Consider the following 17,958-nt stretch of genomic DNA (forward strand, 5'->3'; position numbering starts at 1 on the left):
CCACCGCCCCCTCCCCGGCCTCGCTCCCCCTCGACGGCGTCCTCGTCGCCGACTTCTCCCGCGTCCTCGCCGGCCCGCTCGCCACCATGACGCTGGCGGACCTCGGGGCGCGCGTCATCAAGGTGGAACACCCCGAGCGCGGCGACGACACCCGCGGCTGGGCCCCGCCCCGCTCGGCGACGGGCGCCACCTACTTCGAGTCCGTGAACCGCAACAAGGAGTCGGTCGGCTGGGACCTGAAGGACCCCGAGGACCAGCGGCGGGCCGCCGCCCTGGCCGCCCGGGCCGACGTCGTGGTCCACAACCTCAAGCCCGGCACCATGGAGCGCCTCGGCCTGGGCTACGACGACGTCGCGCGGGAGAACCCGTCCGTGGTCTACGCCGCCGTCTCCGGCTTCGGCGACCGCGAGGGCCGGGACCTGCCCGGCTACGACTTCATCGTCCAGGCCGCGGGCGGGCTCATGAGCATCACCGGCGAACCGGACGCCCCGATGAAGGCGGGCGTCGCCCTGGTGGACGTGCCCACGGCCAAGGACCTCACCGCCGGCGTGCTCGCCGCCCTGCTGCGCCGCGAGCGCACCGGGGAGGGCGCCCACCTGCGGCTGAACCTGCTCTCCTCGCTGCAGGGGGCGCTCGCCAACCAGGGCCAGGCATGGCTCGGCGCCGGCGTCGTCCCGCGGCGGATGGGCAACGACCACCCCTCGATCGCCCCCTATCAGCTGCTGGCGTGCCGGGACGCGCTCTCGGCGCAGACGGCGGCTCACTGGCGGGACGTGCTGCAGGCCGAGCGGCTCCCGGTCGGCCTCGTGTCCACCGTCGCCGAGGGCGTCGAGCTGGCCGAGTCCCTCGGCCTCGAGCCGACCGTCGAGGTCCAGGACCGCTCCGGCGCCCCCGCCGGCCGGCAGTTCCGCCACCCGGTGCAGTGGGACCCGCCCGTGGCGCACCCGCGCCACGCGCCGCCCGCGCTCGGCGCGGACACGGCGGCCGTCAACACCTGGCTCGACGCCCACTGACCACCCCGCAGAGAGGACCCCCGCCATGACCACCCCGTTCCACGCCGAGGCCGACTCGTTCCTCGGCCGCGCCGACGTCGTCGGCCTGGACTCCCTGTTCTCCGCCGAGGAGAAGGCCGTCGCGCTGCAGGTGCGCGGCTTCGTGGACGAGCACATCCGCCCGCACATCGCCCGCTGGTACGACGACGCCGTGTTCCCGCGCGAGATCGTCCCCGAGCTGGGCCGTCTCGGCGTGCTCGGCATGCCCTACGAGGGCCACGGCATGCCCGGCCGCTCGGCGGTGGAGTACGGCCTCGCCGCGCAGGAGCTCGAGGCCGGCGACTCCGGCCTGCGCACCTTCGTCTCCGTGCAGGGCTCGCTCGCGATGGGCGCGATCCACAAGCACGGCTCCGAGGAGCAGAAGGCGCAGTGGCTGCCGCGCATGACCGCCGGCGAGGCGGTCGGCTGCTTCGGCCTCACCGAGCCGGGCGCCGGCTCGGACCCGGCCTCCATGACGACGACGGCCCGCCAGGAGCCCGGCGGCGACTGGGTGCTCGACGGGGTCAAGCGGTGGATCGGGCTGGCCACGCTGGCCGACGTCGCGATCATCTGGGCGCAGACCGGCGAGCCCGGCGACGGGCGCGGGGTGCGCGGCTTCGTGGTCCCCACGGACACCCCCGGCTTCCGCGCCGAGGCGATCCCCCAGAAGCTGTCCATGCGGGCGTCGGTGCAGTGCGAGATCCACCTCGACGGCGTGCGCGTGCCCGCCTCCGCGATGCTGCCGGCCGACTCCGCCGTCGGGCTCAAGGGCCCCTTCCAGTGCCTCAACGAGGCCCGCTACGGGATCATCTGGGGTGCGATGGGCGCCGCCCGCGACTCCTTCGACGCCGTCCTCGACTACGCGATGCAGCGGCAGCAGTTCGGGGTGCCGCTGGCCTCCCACCAGCTGACGCAGGCCAAGCTCGCGGACATGGCCGTGGCCATCGGGAAGGGCTACCTGCTGGCGCACCAGATCGGCCGCGCCAAGGACGCCGGCCCGCTCACCCCCGCCATGATCTCCGCCGGCAAGCTGGACAACTGCCGCGTGGCCATCGGCATCGCCCGGGAGGCCCGCGAGATGCTCGGCGGCAACGGCATCACCCTGGAGCACTCGCCGCTGCGGCACGCGAACAACCTCGAGTCCGTGCGCACCTACGAGGGCACGGACGAGGTCCACCAGCTCGCGCTCGGCCGGCACCTCACGGGCATCGGCGCGTTCGCCCCGGCCCGCTGAGCCCCGCCCCCGGGCTCAGGCGTCGTCGGCGGGCGCCTCGGGCGCCGGGGCCTCCTCGGCGACGGAGGCGAGGATCGGGGTGGCCGGCAGCTTCCGCACGCGCTTGGGGCGGCGGGCGCGGGCGGGGATGAGGGCGCGCATGTTCTCGGTCTTGCCGAAGCAGAGCAGCCGGTCGCCCTCCTCGAGGACCTTGGTGTCCGCGGGGTTGGGGAACACGCAGGTGCCGCGGTGCAGGGTGAGCACCTGCAGGTCCTTCGCCAGCAGCCCGGAGTCCTCGATGGACTGGCCCACCCAGCCGGAGCCGGCGTGCACGGTGATCTCACCGACCCCGTACCCGGTGGACACGGCCAGGCGCTGGCGCACGTCGATGTCCGGGAAGCCGGCCTGGTCCGCCACGTAGTCGATGATCGCGCCGGCCACGTCCAGGTCCGTGGCGGCCTCGATGCCCTGCAGCCCCGGCGAGGAGTTCACCTCCATGACCAGCGGACCGTGCTCGCCCTCGAGCATGTCCACGCCGGCCACCCGCAGGCCTATGATGTGGGCCGCCCGCACGGCGGTCTCCGCGTACTCGGGCGAGAGCTCGACGCGCTCCACGGTGCCGCCGCGGTGCACGTTGGAGCGGAACTCGTCCCCCTGGGCCCGGCGGCGCATCGCGGCCACCACGCGGTCCCCCACCACGAGCGCGCGGATGTCCGTGCCCTTGGACTCCTCCACGAACCGCTGGATGAGCACCTGCTGGTTGGTGCCGTGCAGCGTCTCGATGATCGCCTCGGCCACCTTCTTGGTCGGCGCCAGGATCACGCCGATGCCCTGGGTGCCCTCGAGCAGCTTGATCACCACGGGTGCCCCGCCCACCATGTCGATCGCCGTGGAGACCTCGCCGCGGTTGCGCACGAACACGGTGGCGGGCATGTCGATCTCGTGGCGGGAGAGGATCTGGGTGGCCCGCAGCTTGTCCCGCGAGTTCATGATGCCGGCGGCCGTGTTGGGCGTGTAGACGTCCATCTGCTCGAACTGGCGCACCACGGCGGTGCCGAAGTAGGTCACCGAGTTGCCGATGCGCGGCAGGACGGCGTCGTAGCCGGAGAGGGGGCGGCCGCGGAACATCAGATCGGGCTCGTCCGAGCTGAGGTCGATGCCGAAGCGCAGGGTGTCCAGGACCTTCACCTGGTGGCCGCGCTCGAGCGCCGCGGTCTTGAGTCGCTGCGTCGAGTAGGCGCGCAGGGAACGGGAGAGGATGGCGAGCTTCATGACCTCTTTCCTGGGAGGATGAGGGGCGTGTCTGAATCTAAGCACACGGCCCCGGCCTCCCACGGCGTGCCCCCCACCGACGACGGCGCCGCTCGCCCGGGTCTGGTGGGCTGGCGCGAATGGGTCGGCCTGCCCGCCGCCCACACCCCCTGGATCAAGGCCAAGATCGACACCGGTGCCCGCACCTCGGCGCTCCACGCCTTCGGCATCGAGCGGTTCACCCGCGACGGCGCCGCGTGGGTCCGGTTCGAGGTGCACCCGTGGCAGACCTCGGCCGCGGACGCGCGGACGGCCGAGCTGCCGGTGGCCGACCTGCGCACGGTCCGCTCCTCGAACGGCGAGGCGCAGGAGCGCGTCGTCGTCGTGATGCCGCTGACCCTGGCCGGCCGCACGATCGAGGCGGAGGTGACCCTGACCCACCGGGACGAGATGGGCTTCCGCATGCTCGTGGGGCGCACCGCGCTGGCCGCCGGCGGCCTCCTCGTGGACCCGGCCGCCTCGTACGTGGGCGGGCAGCCGCCGCGCGGCGTGCGCCGCCGGAACCGGGGACGCGCGTGAGCCCTCGCCCCGCCCGCGCCCCCTTCGCGTTCGGCGGGGTCGAGGTGGCGGCAGGCCGCCGCCACGAGCTGTCCCTGCCGATCTCCCAGCTCGTCACCGGCGCGGACGTCACCCTGCCCGTGCACGTGCTGCACGGCCGCGAGGACGGGCCCACCGTGTGGGTCTCCGCCGCGATCCACGGGGACGAGGTGGCCGGCGTCGAGATCGTCCGCCGCGTCCTGGAGCGGCTGCAGCCCAAAAACCTGCGCGGCACCCTGCTGGCCGTGCCCATCGTCAACGTGCTCGGCGTGATGGCCGGGGACCGCTACCTGCCGGACCGCCGCGACCTGAACCGCTCCTTCCCCGGCTCCGCCCGGGGCTCGCTGGCCTCGCGCATCGCGCACCTGATGATGACCGAGGTGATCGGCCGCTGCACCGTGGGCATCGACCTGCACACCGGCGCGGACCGCCGCTCCAACCTGCCGCAGATCCGCTGCGACCTGGAGGACCCCCAGACCCGCGCGCTCGCCGAGGCGTTCGGCGCGCCCGTGCTCTTCCACGCCCGCCTGCGGGACGGCTCCCTGCGCGCCGCGGCCCGCGAGACCGGCGCGCGCGTGCTGCTCTACGAGGCCGGCGAGGCCTGGCGGTTCGACGAGTACGCGATCGCCCCCGGCGTGGACGGGGTCCTGCGCGTGCTCGCCGCCCTGGACATGGTGGACCCCGCGGACGTCGGGCTCACCGAGCCCGGGCCGGACGCCGTCGTCGACGCCCCCGGTCCGCTGCCCGGCGAGGTCCCCGAGGAGCGGACCACGGACGTGCCCGAGGCGACCGATGCCACCGGCGAGGACACCGCCGCCGTGCACCCCGACGTCGTCGACGGCGAGCAGGACTCCCCGTACCTGGTGTGGCACTCCACCTGGGTGCGCGCCCGCGCGGACGGCCTCGTGCACCTGGACGTCTCCCTCGGCGAACGCGTGAGCGCCGGGGACCGGATCGGCGCGCTCTACAACTCGTTCGGCCGCCGCCTCGCGCACGTGAAGGCCGAGCTGACCGGTGTGGTCATCGGCCGCACCGAGGCACCCCTGGTGCACCGCGGCGACGCCCTCGTGCACATCGGGGGATGGGACGCATGAGCAGCGGCGGTGCGCCGTCCGCGCGCCGGAGCCGCCCCGTTCAGGCCGGGGACGGGCGCCGGGCGATGGCCCGGCCGCCGTGCACGAGCCGGTAGTAGAGCAGCAGCGCCAGCACCGCGTAGGAGACCGCCATCCCCGCGAGGATCGGGTAGACGACGGCGTTGTCCCCGTGTCGGTCGTGCAGCACGCCCAGGACGGCGCGGCCCACGATGGTGCCCGCGGCGAAGAGCAGGAAGAACAGGCTCGGCACCATCGCCGGGTAGCCCTGCTGCTGCGCGAACGTGGCCATGAACGCGAGGATGCCGCCGTACATGAACCCGGAGGCCAGGGCCACGCCCGCCGCCGGCGCCACCTCAGCGGAGAACACGTCCGCCCGGTGCAGCCGGAACCGGCCCGTCAGCGGCGGCTCGGGCACGCGCAGGAACAGGGCGATCAGCAGGGCCATGCCCGTGAAGCCGATGCACGCCCAGAACAGGGCGTCGTAGCCGAGGGTGGTGCTCAGCTGCAGGGCCACCGTCGGCCCGACGGCGCCCGCGAGCGTCATGGACGTGGAGAACCAGCCGGTGCCCTCGGAGCGGCGCACCGGCGGGACGATCCGCTGCACGGCCGTGGCCAGCACGGTGCCGGCCGCGCCGAAGCACATGCCGTTGAGCAGCCGTACCACGGTCAGTGCGGCCAGGGAGTCCGCCCAGAGGTACGCCGCCGTCGTGAGGACGTAGCAGGCCAAGGCGACGAGCAGGACCCGCCGCCGCCCCCACGCGAAGGTGGCGGGCGTCGTCGTCATGCGGGTGAGGACCGCGCCCAGCACGAACGCCCCCAGCACGAACGCCCCCACCACGACGCCGGCCTCCGCGTCCGACGCGCCGAAGGACGTGACGGCGTAGAGCGCCATCGCGGTCATGAGCGTGTAGAAGATCATCGCCACGAACAGGTAGGTCGCGCTGACGAGGATGAACGGGCGCGTCCACAGCGGCGGGCGCGGGGCCGCCGTCGAGCCGGCGGGGTCGGAGGGCGGTGGGGCGGAGGGCATGACCTCCATGTTCCCCCACGGCACGAGGCCCCGGCCCGCTCGTGAAGAGCGGACCGGGGCCTCGGGTGCGCGTCGCGTACGCGACGGGCTCAGAAGCGGATGATCACTTCTTGGCCTTGGCGGCCACGACCTGCAGCTGGACGGTCGCGATGACGTCCTCGTGCAGGCGGACCTGGGCCTCGTGGTTGCCCACGGACTTGATGTGCGCCGGCAGGGTGATCGAGCGCTTGTCCACGGTGCCGAGGCCGGCGGCCTCGATCGCCTCGGCGACGTCGGCGGTCTGGACGGCGCCGAACAGGCGACCCTCCGCACCGGCGGTGCGCTCGAGCTTCACGGTGGCGGACTGGAGCTGCGCGGCCTGGGCCTGCGCGTCCTCCAGGTTCGCCACGGCGCGGGCCGCGCGGGCCTTCTGCAGGGACTCGACCTGCTTCTCCCCGCCCTTGGTCCACACGGTGGCGAAACCGCGCGGGAGCAGGTAGTTGCGGGCGTACCCGTTCTTGACCTCGACCACGTCACCGGAGGTGCCGAGACCGGCCACTTCCTGGGTCAGGATGAGCTTTGCCATCTGGGTGTTCCTTCCTTCGCTCGCTCGATCAGCCGCGGCCGGCGCCGGCGTAGGGCAGCAGGGCCACCTCGCGGGCGTTCTTGACGGCCTGGGCGATCTTGCGCTGCTCCTGGACGGTCACGCCGGTCACGCGACGGGCACGGATCTTCCCGCGGTCGGAGATGAACTTGCGCAGCAGGGCCACGTCCTTGTAGTCGATCTCGGTGATCTTGGCGGCCTTGAGCGGGTTGGACTTCGGTTTGGGCTTGCGGAGTTCAGCCTTCGCCATCGTGGTGCTCCTTCAGAGTTCTCTGGAGCCCGCAGAACGGTTCTGCGGGATGGGATCACGCGGCGTCCCGTGCGGGGCACGGGGCCGTGTGCAGTGCGGCCCGGCGGTGCCGGGTCGCGGGTGGGATGGGCCGCCGGGGCGGCCCTCCGGGCGAGGTGCGCCCGGACGGAGAGGTCCGTGGTGTTCCGTGTCCGTCGCGGCCGTGGGGGCCGCGCCCGGTCAGCGCAGGATCAGAACGGGGGCTCGTTGGAGGACGGGGTGTCCCATCCGCCGCCACCGCCGCCGGACCAGGGGTCCTGCGGTGCGGCCTGGCCGCCGCCCTGCTGCTGGCCGCCCCAGCCGCCGCCCTGCTGGGCGCCGCCGAAGCCGCCGTCGTTGTTCCCCCCGAAGCCGCCGCCGGCCGGGGCGCCGCCGAAGCCGCCCCCCTGCTGGCCGCCGCCGAAGCCACCGCCGCCGCCACCGCCGCGCTGGGCGCGGGTGACCTTGGCCGTGGCGAACCGCAGCGCCGGGCCGACCTCGTCCACGTCCAGCTCCCAGCTGGTGCGACGATTGCCGTCCCGGTCGTCGTAGGAGCGCGCCTTGAGGCGGCCCTGCACGATCACGCGCATGCCCTTGGTCAGCGACTCCGCCACGTTCTCCGCGGCCTCGCGCCAGACCGAGCAGCGCAGGAACAGTGCTTCGCCGTCCTTCCACTCGTTGGTCTGGCGGTCGAACGTGCGGGGCGTGGACGCGACGGTGAAGTTCGCGACGGCCGCGCCGTTCGGGGTGAAGCGCAGCTCCGGGTCGGCGGTGAGGTTGCCGACCACGGTGATGACGGTCTCGCCTGCCATGGTCACTCCTGTCTTCGGGGGTTCTGCCGGTCAGTGACCGGATCCGGGGATCCGGGACTGCTCAGCGGGGTTCCGGTGGGGGCGTCGGGGACTGATCCGATGCTCTCAGACCCTCCGGACACGGTACGAGGATCACTCAGCGGTGATCTTCTGCTCCTCCGGACGGATGATCTTGGTGCGCAGGATCGTCTCGTTGAGGTTCAGCAGACGGTCCAGCTCCTGGGTGGCGGCCGGCTCCGACTGGAAGTTGACGACCACGTAGATGGCCTCGGACTTCTTCTGGATCTCGTAGGCGGTCTTGCGGCGACCCCACACGTCGATGTTGTCGACGGTGCCGCCGGCGTTCGTGACGACCTCGAGGTACTTCTTCAGGGTCGGCTCCACGGTGCGCTCGTCGACCTCAGGGTCGATCAGCACCATCAGCTCATAAGCACGCATGCGAACCCACCTCCTCTGGGCTTGCGGCCGCGGTCTCTCCGCGGCAGGAGGTTCTGTGCTCGTCGTCCGTGTGATGCTCCGCGCTCTTCGGCGGCACACAGACAACCTGACCCATCCTAGCAGTTCGAGGGAGGGGCACTGGCGCGGCGCCCACGTACGCGGGCGCCTCCCGCGCCGACGCCTCCCGCGCGTCGAGCCCGCGAGCCAGATGATTCGGTCGTTTTCCGGCCGCTTTTACGACCGAAATCTCTGGCTCGCGGCCATCCAGGAGCAGAAATATCTGGCTCGCCCCCCACGCGCAGCCTCACACCCCGCGGAAGAACTCCCGCACGGCCGCCGTCAGGTGCTCCACGTCCCGCACGCCGCACATCTCGCGCGCCGAGTGCATGGACAGCAGACCCAGGCCCACGTCCACGGTCCGGATGCCCAGGCGGGTCGCCGAGATCGGGCCGATGGTCGAGCCGCAGGGGACGTCGTTGTTCGAGACGAACTCCTGGAACGGCACCCCCGCCACGCCACACCAGCGCGCGAACGCGGCCTCGCCCCCGGCATCGGTGGCGTAGCGCTGGTTGGCGTTGATCTTCAGCAGCGGCCCGTGGTTCACGCGCGGGTGGTTCACGGGGTCGTGCCGCTCGGCGTAGTTCGGGTGCACCAGGTGGCCGGCGTCCGCGGACAGCAGCCAGGACCCCGCGATCGCCCGCGCCCGGCCCTGCCCGGCCACGCCGAGCGCCTCGAGCACGCGCCCCATGACGTCCTCGAGCAGCGGCCCGGCCGCCCCGGACCGCGACGCCGACCCCAGCTCCTCGTGGTCGAACGCGGCGAGCAGCGGGATCACCGGGGCGCCGGCCGCCTCACCGGCCACCCCGCCCGCAACGGTCCCCTCGTACGCGATCGCCCCCTCGGCGCCGCCGTGCTCGCGCGCCAGCTCCTCGAGCGCCACGAGGCCCGCGTGCACCGAGCTCAGGTTGTCCAGCCGACCCGACGCGAAGAACTCGCCCGTCAGCCCGAAGAGTCCGGGCGCCTGGGCGTCGGCCACCACGACGTCGTGCCCGCGCACCGCGGCCGGGTCCACACCGGCGGCGGCCGCGAGCGCGGTCAGCACGTCACCGGGCACGCGGGCGGCCAGACCGTCGGCCTCCGCCTCGCCGGCGCCCTCGCCGCGCGGGACGAGCGCCCCCACGACGGGGTTCGTGTGCCGCTGCCGCTTCAACGTCAGCCCCTCGTTGACCTCGCGGTCCAGGTGGATGGCCAGCTGCGGGATGCGCCCCACGGGCCCGGTCGCGGCGAGCACCTGCGTGCCGTCGTCGAGGGCGAGACGCCCGGCGAACCGCAGCTCACGGTCCAGCCACGAGTTCAGCAGCGGGCCGCCGTACACCTCGACGCCGGCCTGCACCCAGCCGTCGGCCGTCACGGTGGCCGGGTTCGGCTTGAGCTTGAACCCCGGCGAGTCCGTGTGTGCGCCGAGCACGCGGAACACCGGCACGACGCCGGCGCTCTGCCCCGCCTCGTCCGGCCCGGCCGCGCGCGCCTCAGCACCCTCGTGGCGGCCCAGCGCCCCGGCGCCCGTCGGCACGATCCAGGCCACCGCCGCGCCGTCGCGCACCACCACGTAGCCGCCCGGTGCCGCCGGGAAGTCGGCCGTCTCGTCGAGGCGGGTGAAGCCGACGGCCTCCAGGCGGCGTGCGACCTCCTCCGCGGCGTGGTAGCTGGAGGGCGAGGCGGTCACGAACTCGGCCAGGTCCCGCAGGTGGGCGGGCAGCTCGGCGGCGGTGTCACGGGTCACGGGGGTCATGCCCCGACCGTACCGCCCCCACCACCCCGTCCGACTACCCTGGCCCGCAAGCGGGCCCGCCGCATCGCCCGCCCCGTCAGCGCAGGAGGAGCCCGCCGTGGACATCATGATCGCCGTCGCCGTGGGGGTCTTCCTCCTGGTGGCGTGGACCGTGGGCGGCTGGGCCATCGTGCGGATGGGCTTCACCCGGGACGGGGACGCGGCCCGCGCCCCCGCCCACGACGACGGCGCCGCGCGTCCGGCGCACCCCGGCGCGGCCGCGGACCCGGCCACCGACCCCCACGTGATGTGGCGCGAACAGATGAAGGCGGCCACGGCCGCCTCCGGGGCGCAGTGCGTCTGCCCGCCACCCCGCGAGGGCGGCGCCGCCGAGGCGGGGACGAGCACGCCGCCGTCGTCCCCGGACTGCCCGATCCACCGCTGGGACTACGCCTGAACCGCGGCCGGCCGGCCTGAGCGCCCCCGGGCCGGGCCGGCGTACGCGCCGGCGAGCGGGTCGGTGTCCGGGTGGCCGCCGTGGTCGCGCTTCACGAGGTCCTCCGCCGGGTGCAGCATCTCCCACACGACGCGCCCGCACAGCCACAGCACCGCGAGCATGTGCGCGAGGATCGCGGCCACGTAGACGGAGTCGTCCATGGAGTGCTGCGGCGGGGTCTCGGCCACCCCCTTGGCCAGGTACATCCACACGGCGAAGAAGTGCAGCGCCTCCACCGTCTGCCACACCCAGAAGTCCCGCCAGCGCGGCAGGGCGAGCGCCAGGAGCGGGATCAGCCAGACCACGAACTGCGGTGAGTACACCTTGTTGGTGAGCACGAACGCCGCCACCACCAGGAACGTCAGCTGGGCCAGCCGCGGGGTGTGCCGCACCCGCACGCCGAGCACGAAGATCCCGAGGCAGCACACCGCGAAGGTGCCGTAGGCCAGCAGGGTCAGGGAGTCCTCCGGCACGAACGCCCACCCGGCCTGCGCGGCGGTCACGTCCCACGCGTGCCACACGCTGGACAGGCCCGGCCCGCGCTCGCCGGAGAAGGTGAAGAACACGGACCACGCCTGGAAGTTCACGGCCATGAGCGGCACGTTGACCGCCGCCCACGCCGCCACCGTGCCCCCGGCCGCGAGCAGGAACGGTCGCCACCGCCGCGAGCGCACCGCCAGGATCAGCAGCGGCCCCAGGATCAGCAGCGGATACAGCTTCATGGCCGCGCCGAGGCCGAACAGCACCCCCGCCGTCAGGGACCGGCCGCGCGACCACGCGTACATGCCGCACGCCAGCAGGGCCACGGCCCACAGGTCCCAGTTGATGGTGCCGGCCAGCACGATCCCCGGGGCCACGGCCACCATGAGCCCGTCCGTCCACCGGCGCCCCGCCATCCGGACGGTCAGCACCGCGACGACGGCCCACAGCACCACCACGAACCCGAAGTTCACGAGCCAGAACACCACCGTGCCCTGCTCCGGCGAGAACGGCAGCGCCTGCGTGATCCAGGCCGCCACCGAGCCCACGACGGACATCAGCACGGGGTACTCGAACGTGGAGCCCGCCCGGAACGGCGCCCACGGGTCCGCCGCGAACCCGCGCCCGCCGTAGAGCGCGGCCCAGTCCGAATAGCAGCCCGCGTAGTAGACGTCCGGGGCGCCCCAGCCGTGCAGCAGGCACGGCGACTTCTGCAGCACGGTCACGACGGCGGCCAGAGCCACCAGCAGCCCCGTCAGCGCCACGGGCCCGGCCCAGGAGCCGGTCCCCCGTCCGGGGCCGTTCGCCGCGAGGCCGCCGGCGAGCTGGAAGCGTCCGCCGCGCTCGCCGGGGGCGGGCAGGGTCCCGGACGGTGCGCTGTCAGCGGAACGCCCGGCGGGGACACCCGGGGCGGTCACGGCGTCGCTCGGGGCGCCGTCCGCGGCGTGAGTGGGCGGCTCGCTGGGGGTCGCGGCGTGCGCGGGGGCCGGTCTCATGCCCCCATCCTAGGAAGCCGCCCGGACACCGGACGGGCGGGGCCGCCGTCGTCGGTCGTAGACTGGCGTGGTTGATCCCCGGGTGAGCGCTCCGCCGAACGGTGTGGGCCCCCTGTGCGCGCGCCGCGTGCCCGCACCCGTTCCGGACAGTCGAGGAGAGAACCAGACCGTGGCCACCAATCCCATCCGCGTCGCCATCGCCGGCGTGGGCAACTGCGCAACATCCCTCATCCAGGGTGTGGAGTACTACCGCGAGGCGAAGGCCACGGACACGGTCCCAGGCCTGATGCACGTGCAGTTCGGCGACTACCACGTGTCCGACCTCGAGTTCGTGGCCGCGTTCGACGTGGACGCGAAGAAGGTCGGCCTCGACCTGTCCGAGGCCATCACCGCCTCCGAGAACAACACCATCAAGATCGCGGACGTGCCCCACGCGGACGTCACCGTCCAGCGCGGCCCCACCCTGGACGGCCTCGGCAAGTACTACGCCGAGACCATCGAGGAGTCGGAGGCCGAGCCCGTGGACGTGGCCCAGGCCCTCCGCGACGCGGAGGTGGACGTGCTGGTCTGCTACCTGCCCGTCGGCTCGCAGCTGGCCACAGAGCACTACGCCCAGGCCGCGATCGACGCCGGCGTCGCGTTCGTGAACGCCCTGCCCGTGTTCATCGCCGGCACCCCGGAGTGGGCCGAGAAGTTCACCGCCGCGGGCGTGCCGATCGTGGGCGACGACATCAAGTCCCAGATCGGCGCCACCATCACCCACCGCGTGATGGCCAAGCTGTTCGAGGACCGCGGCGTCACCCTGGACCGCACCTACCAGCTCAACGTGGGCGGCAACATGGACTTCAAGAACATGCTCGAGCGCGAGCGCCTGGAGTCCAAGAAGATCTCCAAGACGCAGGCCGTCACCTCCAACACCTCCGCGCAGCTGGGCGAGAAGGACGTGCACATCGGCCCGTCCGACTACGTGGCCTGGCTCGACGACCGCAAGTGGGCGTTCGTGCGCCTCGAGGGCCGCAACTTCGGCGACGCCCCGGTCTCGCTCGAGTACAAGCTCGAGGTGTGGGACTCCCCCAACTCGGCCGGCGTGATCATCGACGCCGTGCGCGCCGCGAAGATCGCCCTGGACCGCGGCATCGGCGGCCCGATCCTCTCGGCCTCGTCCTACTTCATGAAGTCCCCGCCCGTGCAGCACAACGACGACGCGGCGCACGAGCTCGTGGAGGCCTTCATCCGCGGCGACATCGAGCGCTGACCGCCATCCCCTCCGTTCCGGGGGCGAGACCTGGCGCCGTTCCCTCAGAACGGCGCCCGGTTTCGCCCCCGGAACGTATGTGTGGGGCCCCCGGAGTGCCGCGCGCGGTCAGTCCCCCGTCGACGACGGCGCGGACGGCCCCGGGGCGTCGGCCCCCGCGTGGTGGCCCTGCGCCACCGCCACCAGTCGCAGGAGCAGCCGGCTGTAGGCGTGCACGCCGACGGCCACGTAGCGGGCGAGCTGGTCCGGCGTCGGCTCCTCCCCGAGCCCGGACCACGCCGGCGCCGGGGCCTCCCCCGCCGCGGGCGCCAGCTCCGTCCGGGCGACGGCGTCGGCGGCCCGCGCGTACACCGCGACGGACGTCAGGCTCGGGTCCAGGCCCCAGCCGCGCATCGCGTCGAGGTGGTCGTCCAGGGCAGCCCAGGCCTCCGTGGTCGCGGTGGTCCAGCCGTGGGCCGCAGCGAGCGCGGCGGCCGTGAGCCGGGGTGCGGCGTCGCCTGTGCTGGGGGCGGGCGGCGCACCTGACGCCCGCCCCTCGGTGGGCGTCGCCCCAGCGCCGTGCAGCAGCACCAGCGTCTGCACGCGCCCCATCATGCGCAGCGGCGGGTCCGACTCCACGGCGGACACCACCTGCCGAATCCCCTCGGTGCCCATCCCGACGACGCGGCGCAGGTCCCGGATCAGCTCCAGCCGCTGCACGTGGCCGGGGCCGTAGCGGGCGGTGGTGGCGTTGAGCTTCTCCCCCGGCGGCAGCAGCCCCTCGCGCAGGTAGTGCTTGACGGAGGTGACCGGCAGGTCGACGGCGGCGGCCAGCTGATGCAGTCGCACGGGCGGGTCCTCTCGGAGAGCGACGGCGGAGTCCGCTCTCCACGGTGACGCCCTTGGAGAGCGTCACTATCTTAGGCCGCATGGACGCCGTCACCCCGCTCCAGCATCTGCTCGGCCAGCCCCTCCTCCTCGTCCACCTCGCCGCCGCCCTCCTCTCCCTCGCCCTCGGCCCGATCAACATCCTGCGCCGCCGCCGGGACCGCACCCACCGGATGGTCGGCCGCACCTGGGTGGCCGCCATGGTGGTCACGTGCCTGACCAGCTTTGGCCTGCACGGCGCGAACGGTGGCTACTCGTGGCTGCACGGGCTCTCCGTGTTCACGCTCGTCACGGTGACGCTCGGCGTCGTCGCGATCCGCCGCGGGAACCGCCGCGGGCACGTCGGCAACATGGTCGGCTCGCTGATCGGGATCTGGATCGCGTTCCTGTTCGCGGCGCTCGTGCCGGACCGCACCATCGCGCAGGTCGCCTCGACCGACCCGTGGACGGTGCCGCTCACGCTCGTCCTCGTGGCGGCCGCCGTCGGGCTGGCGTGGTGGGCCTTCCGTCCGACGGCGGCAGGGCGCCGGTCAGGCCCTCATCCGGGCGGCGGCGAGAAGACCGGCGCCGAGGGTGGCCAGGGCCCGTCCGGGTGAACGTGGTCCAGAACGCGGTGGCGGGAGGCGCGCCCCGGGTGAGGTCGAGGAGGGCAGCCGGTCGCGCTCAGGCCCGCGGGGTCGCCCCGGGCAGACCTGCCCACCGCCGCCCCGGCCCGGGGCGGCAGCGGGGCCCGGGCCTGTGGACAACGCTCCCGCGACGCTGTGCCCTGGGCCAGGATGAGCCCGAGGGTGCGCCCGCACCCGCACCTTCGGGAGAGGAGCCGTCCCATGCCCGTCCGCCGCCCCGTTTGCCGCCGTCGCCCGCGCCCCGCCCTGCGCTCCGGCGCCCTGACCCTCGTCCTCGCCGCCGCGCTGCTGAGCGCGGGCTGCGGTCTCGGCCCCTCGTCCGAGCCGGGCGCGTCCGAGCCGGGCGCCTCGACGTCGACCCGGCCCGCCGCGTCCACCTCCCCCACGCCCTCCTCGTCCGCGTCCTCCCCGTCCGCGTCCTCCCCGTCCGCGTCCTCCCCGCGCGCCGCCGAGACCCGGACCATCCACACGGACGGCCTCACGTTCGAGCTGCCCGCGACCTGGGAGGAGGCGGACCTGAGCAACGTCACCACCATCCGGCTCAACCAGCCGACCCCGACCGAGGAACGGCGCTGGCACCTCGCCGTGGACCCCGCCGACTCCACCCGCCCGGGGGACACCCCCGTGGCCTCCCTGACCTACCTGCGCACCGACCCGGAGAGCCCCCCGACCGCCCCCGTGGAGGACCGCCGCCGGCTGGTCCGCGACTGGGCCCGGCAGGCGGCCGAGACCCTCGCCGCGGCCCCGGACGAGCAGGCGCTCAGCGGCCTGAGCCTCGAGGGCCTGGGCTGCGCGGAGGGCACCCTGGAGAAGGACGGTGCCCCGCGGACGGCCGACGTCGGCCCGTCACCTTCCCCGTGGAGGTGACGGGCCGGCGTCGTCGTGGGGGCGCGTGCCGCCCCGGCCACCGCGCTCAGCGCCGCACGCCGAGCCGGTCCTCGATGGTGAGCCGGATGAGCTGGGCGTACATGGCCTGGCCGTCGGCGCGGGGGTGCACGCCGTCGGCGGAGAAGTCCGTGACGTGCTGCTTCGCCGCGGCGTCCCAGTCCGCCAGGACGATCCGGTCCGGGTGGGCCTTGGCCTGCGCCTCCATCTGCACCTGCACGTCCGCGATCCAGTCCATCGGGCCGTGCGGCACCACGAGCACGAGCAGCCGGTCCTCGCCGACGGCCGCCAGGATCTTCTCCCAGTCGCCCCGGTGGGTGGTGCCGTTGGCGCCCAGGGCCACCACGACGACGTCGCTCAGCTGGCCGTCCGCCTTGAGCTTCTCGATCTCGTCCGCGGCGTCCCAGATCTGGTAGCCCACCTCCGCCTCGAGCAGCATCCCCGGCAGCTGCTCCAGGAGCGTGGGCGCGGCCGAGAGCGAGACGGAGTCGCCGATCAGGGTGACGTCCGGGCCGAGCTCGGACGGCGGCAGGGCCGCGGTGAGCTGCTCCTTGGAGTACGTGGGGCGCGTGACGGCCGGGTCGCCGAGCCCGAGCCCGGACGGCTCGGCGGACGACCCGGGCGAGGGCGTCGCACCGGCGGAGCCCTCCGCGTCCCCGGGGGCGGCCGAGCCGGGTGCCCCCGAGGCCGATGCCTCGGCCCGCTTCGACTGCTCCGCAGCCCGGGACTCGCGGGCCGCCTGCTGGGCCGCCTCGGCGGCCTTGAGGGACTCCTCCGCCTGGGCGATGTCCTGCTCGAGCTGGGTCTGCGCGGGCGAGTGCACCACGGCGGCCACGGCCGCCGCGGGGACGGCCACGAGCCCCAGCGCCGTGGCGGCGGCCGCGAGCCGGCCGATCGGCCCGGCCCCGCCCGTGAACGCCCGCCGAGCGGCTGCGCCCCAGCGACCGAAGGCACCCCTGAACCCCTCGTGGAGGATGGGCTCCTCGATCAGCCGGGTGCTCAGGTCGGCGATCAGGGCGGTCAGCAGCAGGATCGCGCCGGCGGCCACGGGCTCGACCCACCCGGGGGCGTCCACGGGCACCATCACGCGCATGATCACGAGCAGCGGCCAGTGCCACAGGTACGCGGCGTAGGAGCGGCGCCCCCACCAGCGCAGGAACCCGTTGCCCAGCACGCGCGAGAGCGAGTCGCGCCGGTCACCCTGCACCACGTGCCAGACGATGAACGCGACGACGGCGGACAGGCCCGCCAGCACCCCGCGGTACGTGCTCGCGTGGCCGCCGTCGACCAGGGCGAATCCCGCCGCGAGCACCGCGACGGCGCCCCACGCGACGGCCACCCGCGTGGCCGAGGTCCGCGGCTCGGGGCCGCCGTGCTCGGGCCGGGGCACATGGGCCAGGCCGATCGCCACGCACGCGCCGAACAGCAGGCCGAAGGCGTGGGTGTCCGTGCCGAAGTAGAGGCGGGCCTGCTCGAACCCGTGCCACGAGCCCCAGGCCATCCACGCCGCGGAGGCCACGGCCATGACCGCGACCACCAGGATGCGACGGCGGTCCGCCACCCGCCCCGAGTTCACCGTGCTGCGCGGCGGCCAGGTGAGCAGGAGCAGCCCCCAGAGGAGCAGGGGCCAGAGGATGTAGAACTGCTCCTCGATCGCCAGGGACCACAGGTGCTCGAACAGGGGCGGCGAGGCGCGGTTGAAGTAGTCCCCGCCCTCGAGGATCATCACCCAGTTGCTGGTGTAGGTCAGGGCGCCGAACCATTGGCGGCCCAGGCCCGCGGGGAACTCGTCCACCGCCAGCCACGCGAGCGCGGTGGTGCCCACGAGCGCCATCAGCATGGCCGGGATGAGGCGTCGGACGCGCTTCATCCAGAAGGTGCCCAGCGCCACGCCCCGGCCCGCGTCCACACCGCGGACCAGGCCGGTGGTGATGAGGAAGCCGGAGAGCACGAAGAACATGTCCACGCCCACGAACCCGCCGCGCAGGAAGGTGGGCCAGGCGTGGAAGACGAGCACGGCGAGCACCGCGATCCCCCGCAGCCCGTCGAGGGCGGTCACCCGGCCGGGGCCGCGACTGACCCGAGTGCCGACCTTGACGGCGGGCACGCCGTCCTCGGGCGACAGGGCATGGCGGGGCACGGACGCGGTGCGCTGGTCGGAACTCACAGCGGTCGATCATCCCATCCGGACCTGGATGGGCCAAAGCCTCCGGCTATCCCCGCCCGCCCCACCGCGTTGGGGGCGGTTTCCGGCGGTATTCCACTC

At 74.0% G+C, this 17,958-nt stretch carries 18 protein-coding genes; 8 read left to right on the forward strand and 10 right to left on the reverse strand.

Going from position 1 to position 17,958, the window contains the following annotated elements; translation table 11 throughout:
* Both FLM69_RS02855 and FLM69_RS02860 read left to right on the forward strand, forming a co-directional pair.
* On the forward strand, positions 1-1,013 hold a 1,013-nt coding region (locus FLM69_RS02855; protein WP_141842959.1), incomplete at its 5' end, for a CaiB/BaiF CoA-transferase family protein.
* 25 nt (positions 1,014-1,038) lie between these two features.
* Entirely contained in the window at positions 1,039-2,265 is a 1,227-nt protein-coding gene (locus tag FLM69_RS02860) for an acyl-CoA dehydrogenase family protein (protein WP_141842961.1), read from the forward strand.
* Positions 2,266-2,280: 15 nt separating this feature from the next.
* Here FLM69_RS02860 and rimK read toward each other — a convergent pair whose 3' ends face one another.
* Entirely contained in the window at positions 2,281-3,516 is a 1,236-nt protein-coding gene (gene rimK, locus FLM69_RS02865; protein WP_141842962.1) for a 30S ribosomal protein S6--L-glutamate ligase, read from the reverse strand.
* Between the two features lie 27 nt (positions 3,517-3,543).
* Between rimK and FLM69_RS02870 the strand changes: the two genes are divergently transcribed.
* Together FLM69_RS02870 and FLM69_RS02875 are read left to right on the forward strand one after the other, a co-directional pair.
* The gene (locus FLM69_RS02870) at positions 3,544-4,074 is read left to right on the forward strand and encodes an ATP-dependent zinc protease (protein ID WP_141842964.1); all 531 of its coding nucleotides are present in this window, start codon (positions 3,544-3,546) and stop codon (positions 4,072-4,074) included.
* Positions 4,071-5,186 (forward strand): succinylglutamate desuccinylase/aspartoacylase family protein, encoded by a 1,116-nt coding sequence (locus tag FLM69_RS02875; protein ID WP_141842966.1) that lies wholly within the window; start codon positions 4,071-4,073, stop codon positions 5,184-5,186. Before FLM69_RS02870 ends, FLM69_RS02875 begins: the two co-directional genes overlap by 4 nt.
* A 40-nt stretch (positions 5,187-5,226) precedes the next feature.
* Here FLM69_RS02875 and FLM69_RS02880 read toward each other — a convergent pair whose 3' ends face one another.
* The 6 genes from FLM69_RS02880 to FLM69_RS02905 all read right to left on the reverse strand — a co-directional run bounded on the left by FLM69_RS02880 (position 5,227) and on the right by FLM69_RS02905 (position 10,109).
* On the reverse strand, positions 5,227-6,216 hold the full coding sequence (locus FLM69_RS02880) for an MFS transporter (protein WP_254184133.1): 990 nt from the start codon (positions 6,214-6,216) through the stop codon (positions 5,227-5,229).
* Between the two features lie 103 nt (positions 6,217-6,319).
* Positions 6,320-6,781 carry a 50S ribosomal protein L9 gene (rplI, locus tag FLM69_RS02885; protein WP_141842970.1) on the reverse strand — a complete coding sequence of 154 codons (462 nt, stop codon included), beginning with the start codon at positions 6,779-6,781 and terminating at the stop codon, positions 6,320-6,322.
* 28 nt (positions 6,782-6,809) lie between these two features.
* Positions 6,810-7,049, reverse strand: coding sequence for a 30S ribosomal protein S18 (rpsR, locus tag FLM69_RS02890; RefSeq protein WP_002857788.1), 240 nt, complete (start codon positions 7,047-7,049; stop codon positions 6,810-6,812).
* Between the two features lie 230 nt (positions 7,050-7,279).
* Positions 7,280-7,879, reverse strand: a complete 600-nt coding sequence (locus FLM69_RS02895; protein ID WP_135039565.1) for a single-stranded DNA-binding protein — start codon at positions 7,877-7,879, stop codon at positions 7,280-7,282.
* Between the two features lie 132 nt (positions 7,880-8,011).
* A complete protein-coding gene (gene rpsF / locus FLM69_RS02900; RefSeq protein ID WP_002857790.1) occupies positions 8,012-8,317 on the reverse strand; it encodes a 30S ribosomal protein S6 in 306 nt (101 codons plus the stop codon).
* A gap of 304 nt (positions 8,318-8,621) precedes the next feature.
* Positions 8,622-10,109, reverse strand: coding sequence for a M18 family aminopeptidase (locus FLM69_RS02905; RefSeq protein ID WP_141842972.1), 1,488 nt, complete (start codon positions 10,107-10,109; stop codon positions 8,622-8,624).
* 106 nt (positions 10,110-10,215) lie between these two features.
* Between FLM69_RS02905 and FLM69_RS02910 the strand changes: the two genes are divergently transcribed.
* Positions 10,216-10,545, forward strand: coding sequence for a hypothetical protein (locus FLM69_RS02910; RefSeq protein ID WP_235186532.1), 330 nt, complete (start codon positions 10,216-10,218; stop codon positions 10,543-10,545).
* Here the strand turns inward: FLM69_RS02910 and FLM69_RS02915 are convergent.
* Complete coding sequence (locus FLM69_RS02915; protein ID WP_141842974.1) at positions 10,536-12,059, reverse strand: glycosyltransferase family 87 protein; 1,524 nt, start codon at positions 12,057-12,059, stop codon at positions 10,536-10,538. The genes FLM69_RS02910 and FLM69_RS02915 overlap by 10 nt on opposite strands.
* A gap of 169 nt (positions 12,060-12,228) precedes the next feature.
* Between FLM69_RS02915 and FLM69_RS02920 the strand changes: the two genes are divergently transcribed.
* On the forward strand, positions 12,229-13,314 hold the full coding sequence (locus FLM69_RS02920) for an inositol-3-phosphate synthase (RefSeq protein ID WP_002857798.1): 1,086 nt from the start codon (positions 12,229-12,231) through the stop codon (positions 13,312-13,314).
* 108 nt (positions 13,315-13,422) lie between these two features.
* Here FLM69_RS02920 and FLM69_RS02925 read toward each other — a convergent pair whose 3' ends face one another.
* Positions 13,423-14,142, reverse strand: a complete 720-nt coding sequence (locus tag FLM69_RS02925) for a MerR family transcriptional regulator (RefSeq protein ID WP_141842976.1) — start codon at positions 14,140-14,142, stop codon at positions 13,423-13,425.
* Between the two features lie 80 nt (positions 14,143-14,222).
* Between FLM69_RS02925 and FLM69_RS02930 the strand changes: the two genes are divergently transcribed.
* Together FLM69_RS02930 and FLM69_RS11355 are read left to right on the forward strand one after the other, a co-directional pair.
* A complete protein-coding gene (locus FLM69_RS02930) occupies positions 14,223-14,777 on the forward strand; it encodes a DUF2306 domain-containing protein (protein WP_141842977.1) in 555 nt (184 codons plus the stop codon).
* Between the two features lie 231 nt (positions 14,778-15,008).
* Positions 15,009-15,674, forward strand: coding sequence for a hypothetical protein (locus tag FLM69_RS11355; RefSeq protein WP_181743469.1), 666 nt, complete (start codon positions 15,009-15,011; stop codon positions 15,672-15,674).
* 46 nt (positions 15,675-15,720) lie between these two features.
* On the opposite strand, the gene FLM69_RS11505 is transcribed toward FLM69_RS11355, so the two are convergent.
* Positions 15,721-17,859, reverse strand: a complete 2,139-nt coding sequence (locus FLM69_RS11505; RefSeq protein ID WP_255502673.1) for an acyltransferase family protein — start codon at positions 17,857-17,859, stop codon at positions 15,721-15,723.
* Positions 17,860-17,958: the final 99 nt, after the last annotated feature.

Source organism: Micrococcus sp. R8502A1, assembly GCF_006704135.1.
GTDB classification, from domain to species: Bacteria; Actinomycetota; Actinomycetes; order Actinomycetales; family Micrococcaceae; genus Micrococcus; species Micrococcus luteus.

Bases quoted from the DNA above. Each gene is read 5' to 3' on its own strand.
- FLM69_RS02905 (WP_141842972.1), bottom strand. From the start codon at position 10,109: ATGACCCCCGTGACCCGTGACACCGCCGCCGAGCTGCCCGCCCACCTG.
- rpsF (WP_002857790.1), bottom strand. From the start codon at position 8,317: ATGCGTGCTTATGAGCTGATGGTGCTGATCGACCCTGAGGTCGACGAG.
- FLM69_RS02880 (WP_254184133.1), bottom strand. From the start codon at position 6,216: ATGCCCTCCGCCCCACCGCCCTCCGACCCCGCCGGCTCGACGGCGGCC.
- FLM69_RS11355 (WP_181743469.1), top strand. From the start codon at position 15,009: ATGCCCGTCCGCCGCCCCGTTTGCCGCCGTCGCCCGCGCCCCGCCCTG.
- rpsR (WP_002857788.1), bottom strand. From the start codon at position 7,049: ATGGCGAAGGCTGAACTCCGCAAGCCCAAACCGAAGTCCAACCCGCTC.
- FLM69_RS02915 (WP_141842974.1), bottom strand. From the start codon at position 12,059: ATGAGACCGGCCCCCGCGCACGCCGCGACCCCCAGCGAGCCGCCCACT.
- FLM69_RS02895 (WP_135039565.1), bottom strand. From the start codon at position 7,879: ATGGCAGGCGAGACCGTCATCACCGTGGTCGGCAACCTCACCGCCGAC.
- rplI (WP_141842970.1), bottom strand. From the start codon at position 6,781: ATGGCAAAGCTCATCCTGACCCAGGAAGTGGCCGGTCTCGGCACCTCC.
- FLM69_RS02860 (WP_141842961.1), top strand. From the start codon at position 1,039: ATGACCACCCCGTTCCACGCCGAGGCCGACTCGTTCCTCGGCCGCGCC.
- FLM69_RS02930 (WP_141842977.1), top strand. From the start codon at position 14,223: ATGGACGCCGTCACCCCGCTCCAGCATCTGCTCGGCCAGCCCCTCCTC.
- FLM69_RS02910 (WP_235186532.1), top strand. From the start codon at position 10,216: ATGATCGCCGTCGCCGTGGGGGTCTTCCTCCTGGTGGCGTGGACCGTG.
- rimK (WP_141842962.1), bottom strand. From the start codon at position 3,516: ATGAAGCTCGCCATCCTCTCCCGTTCCCTGCGCGCCTACTCGACGCAG.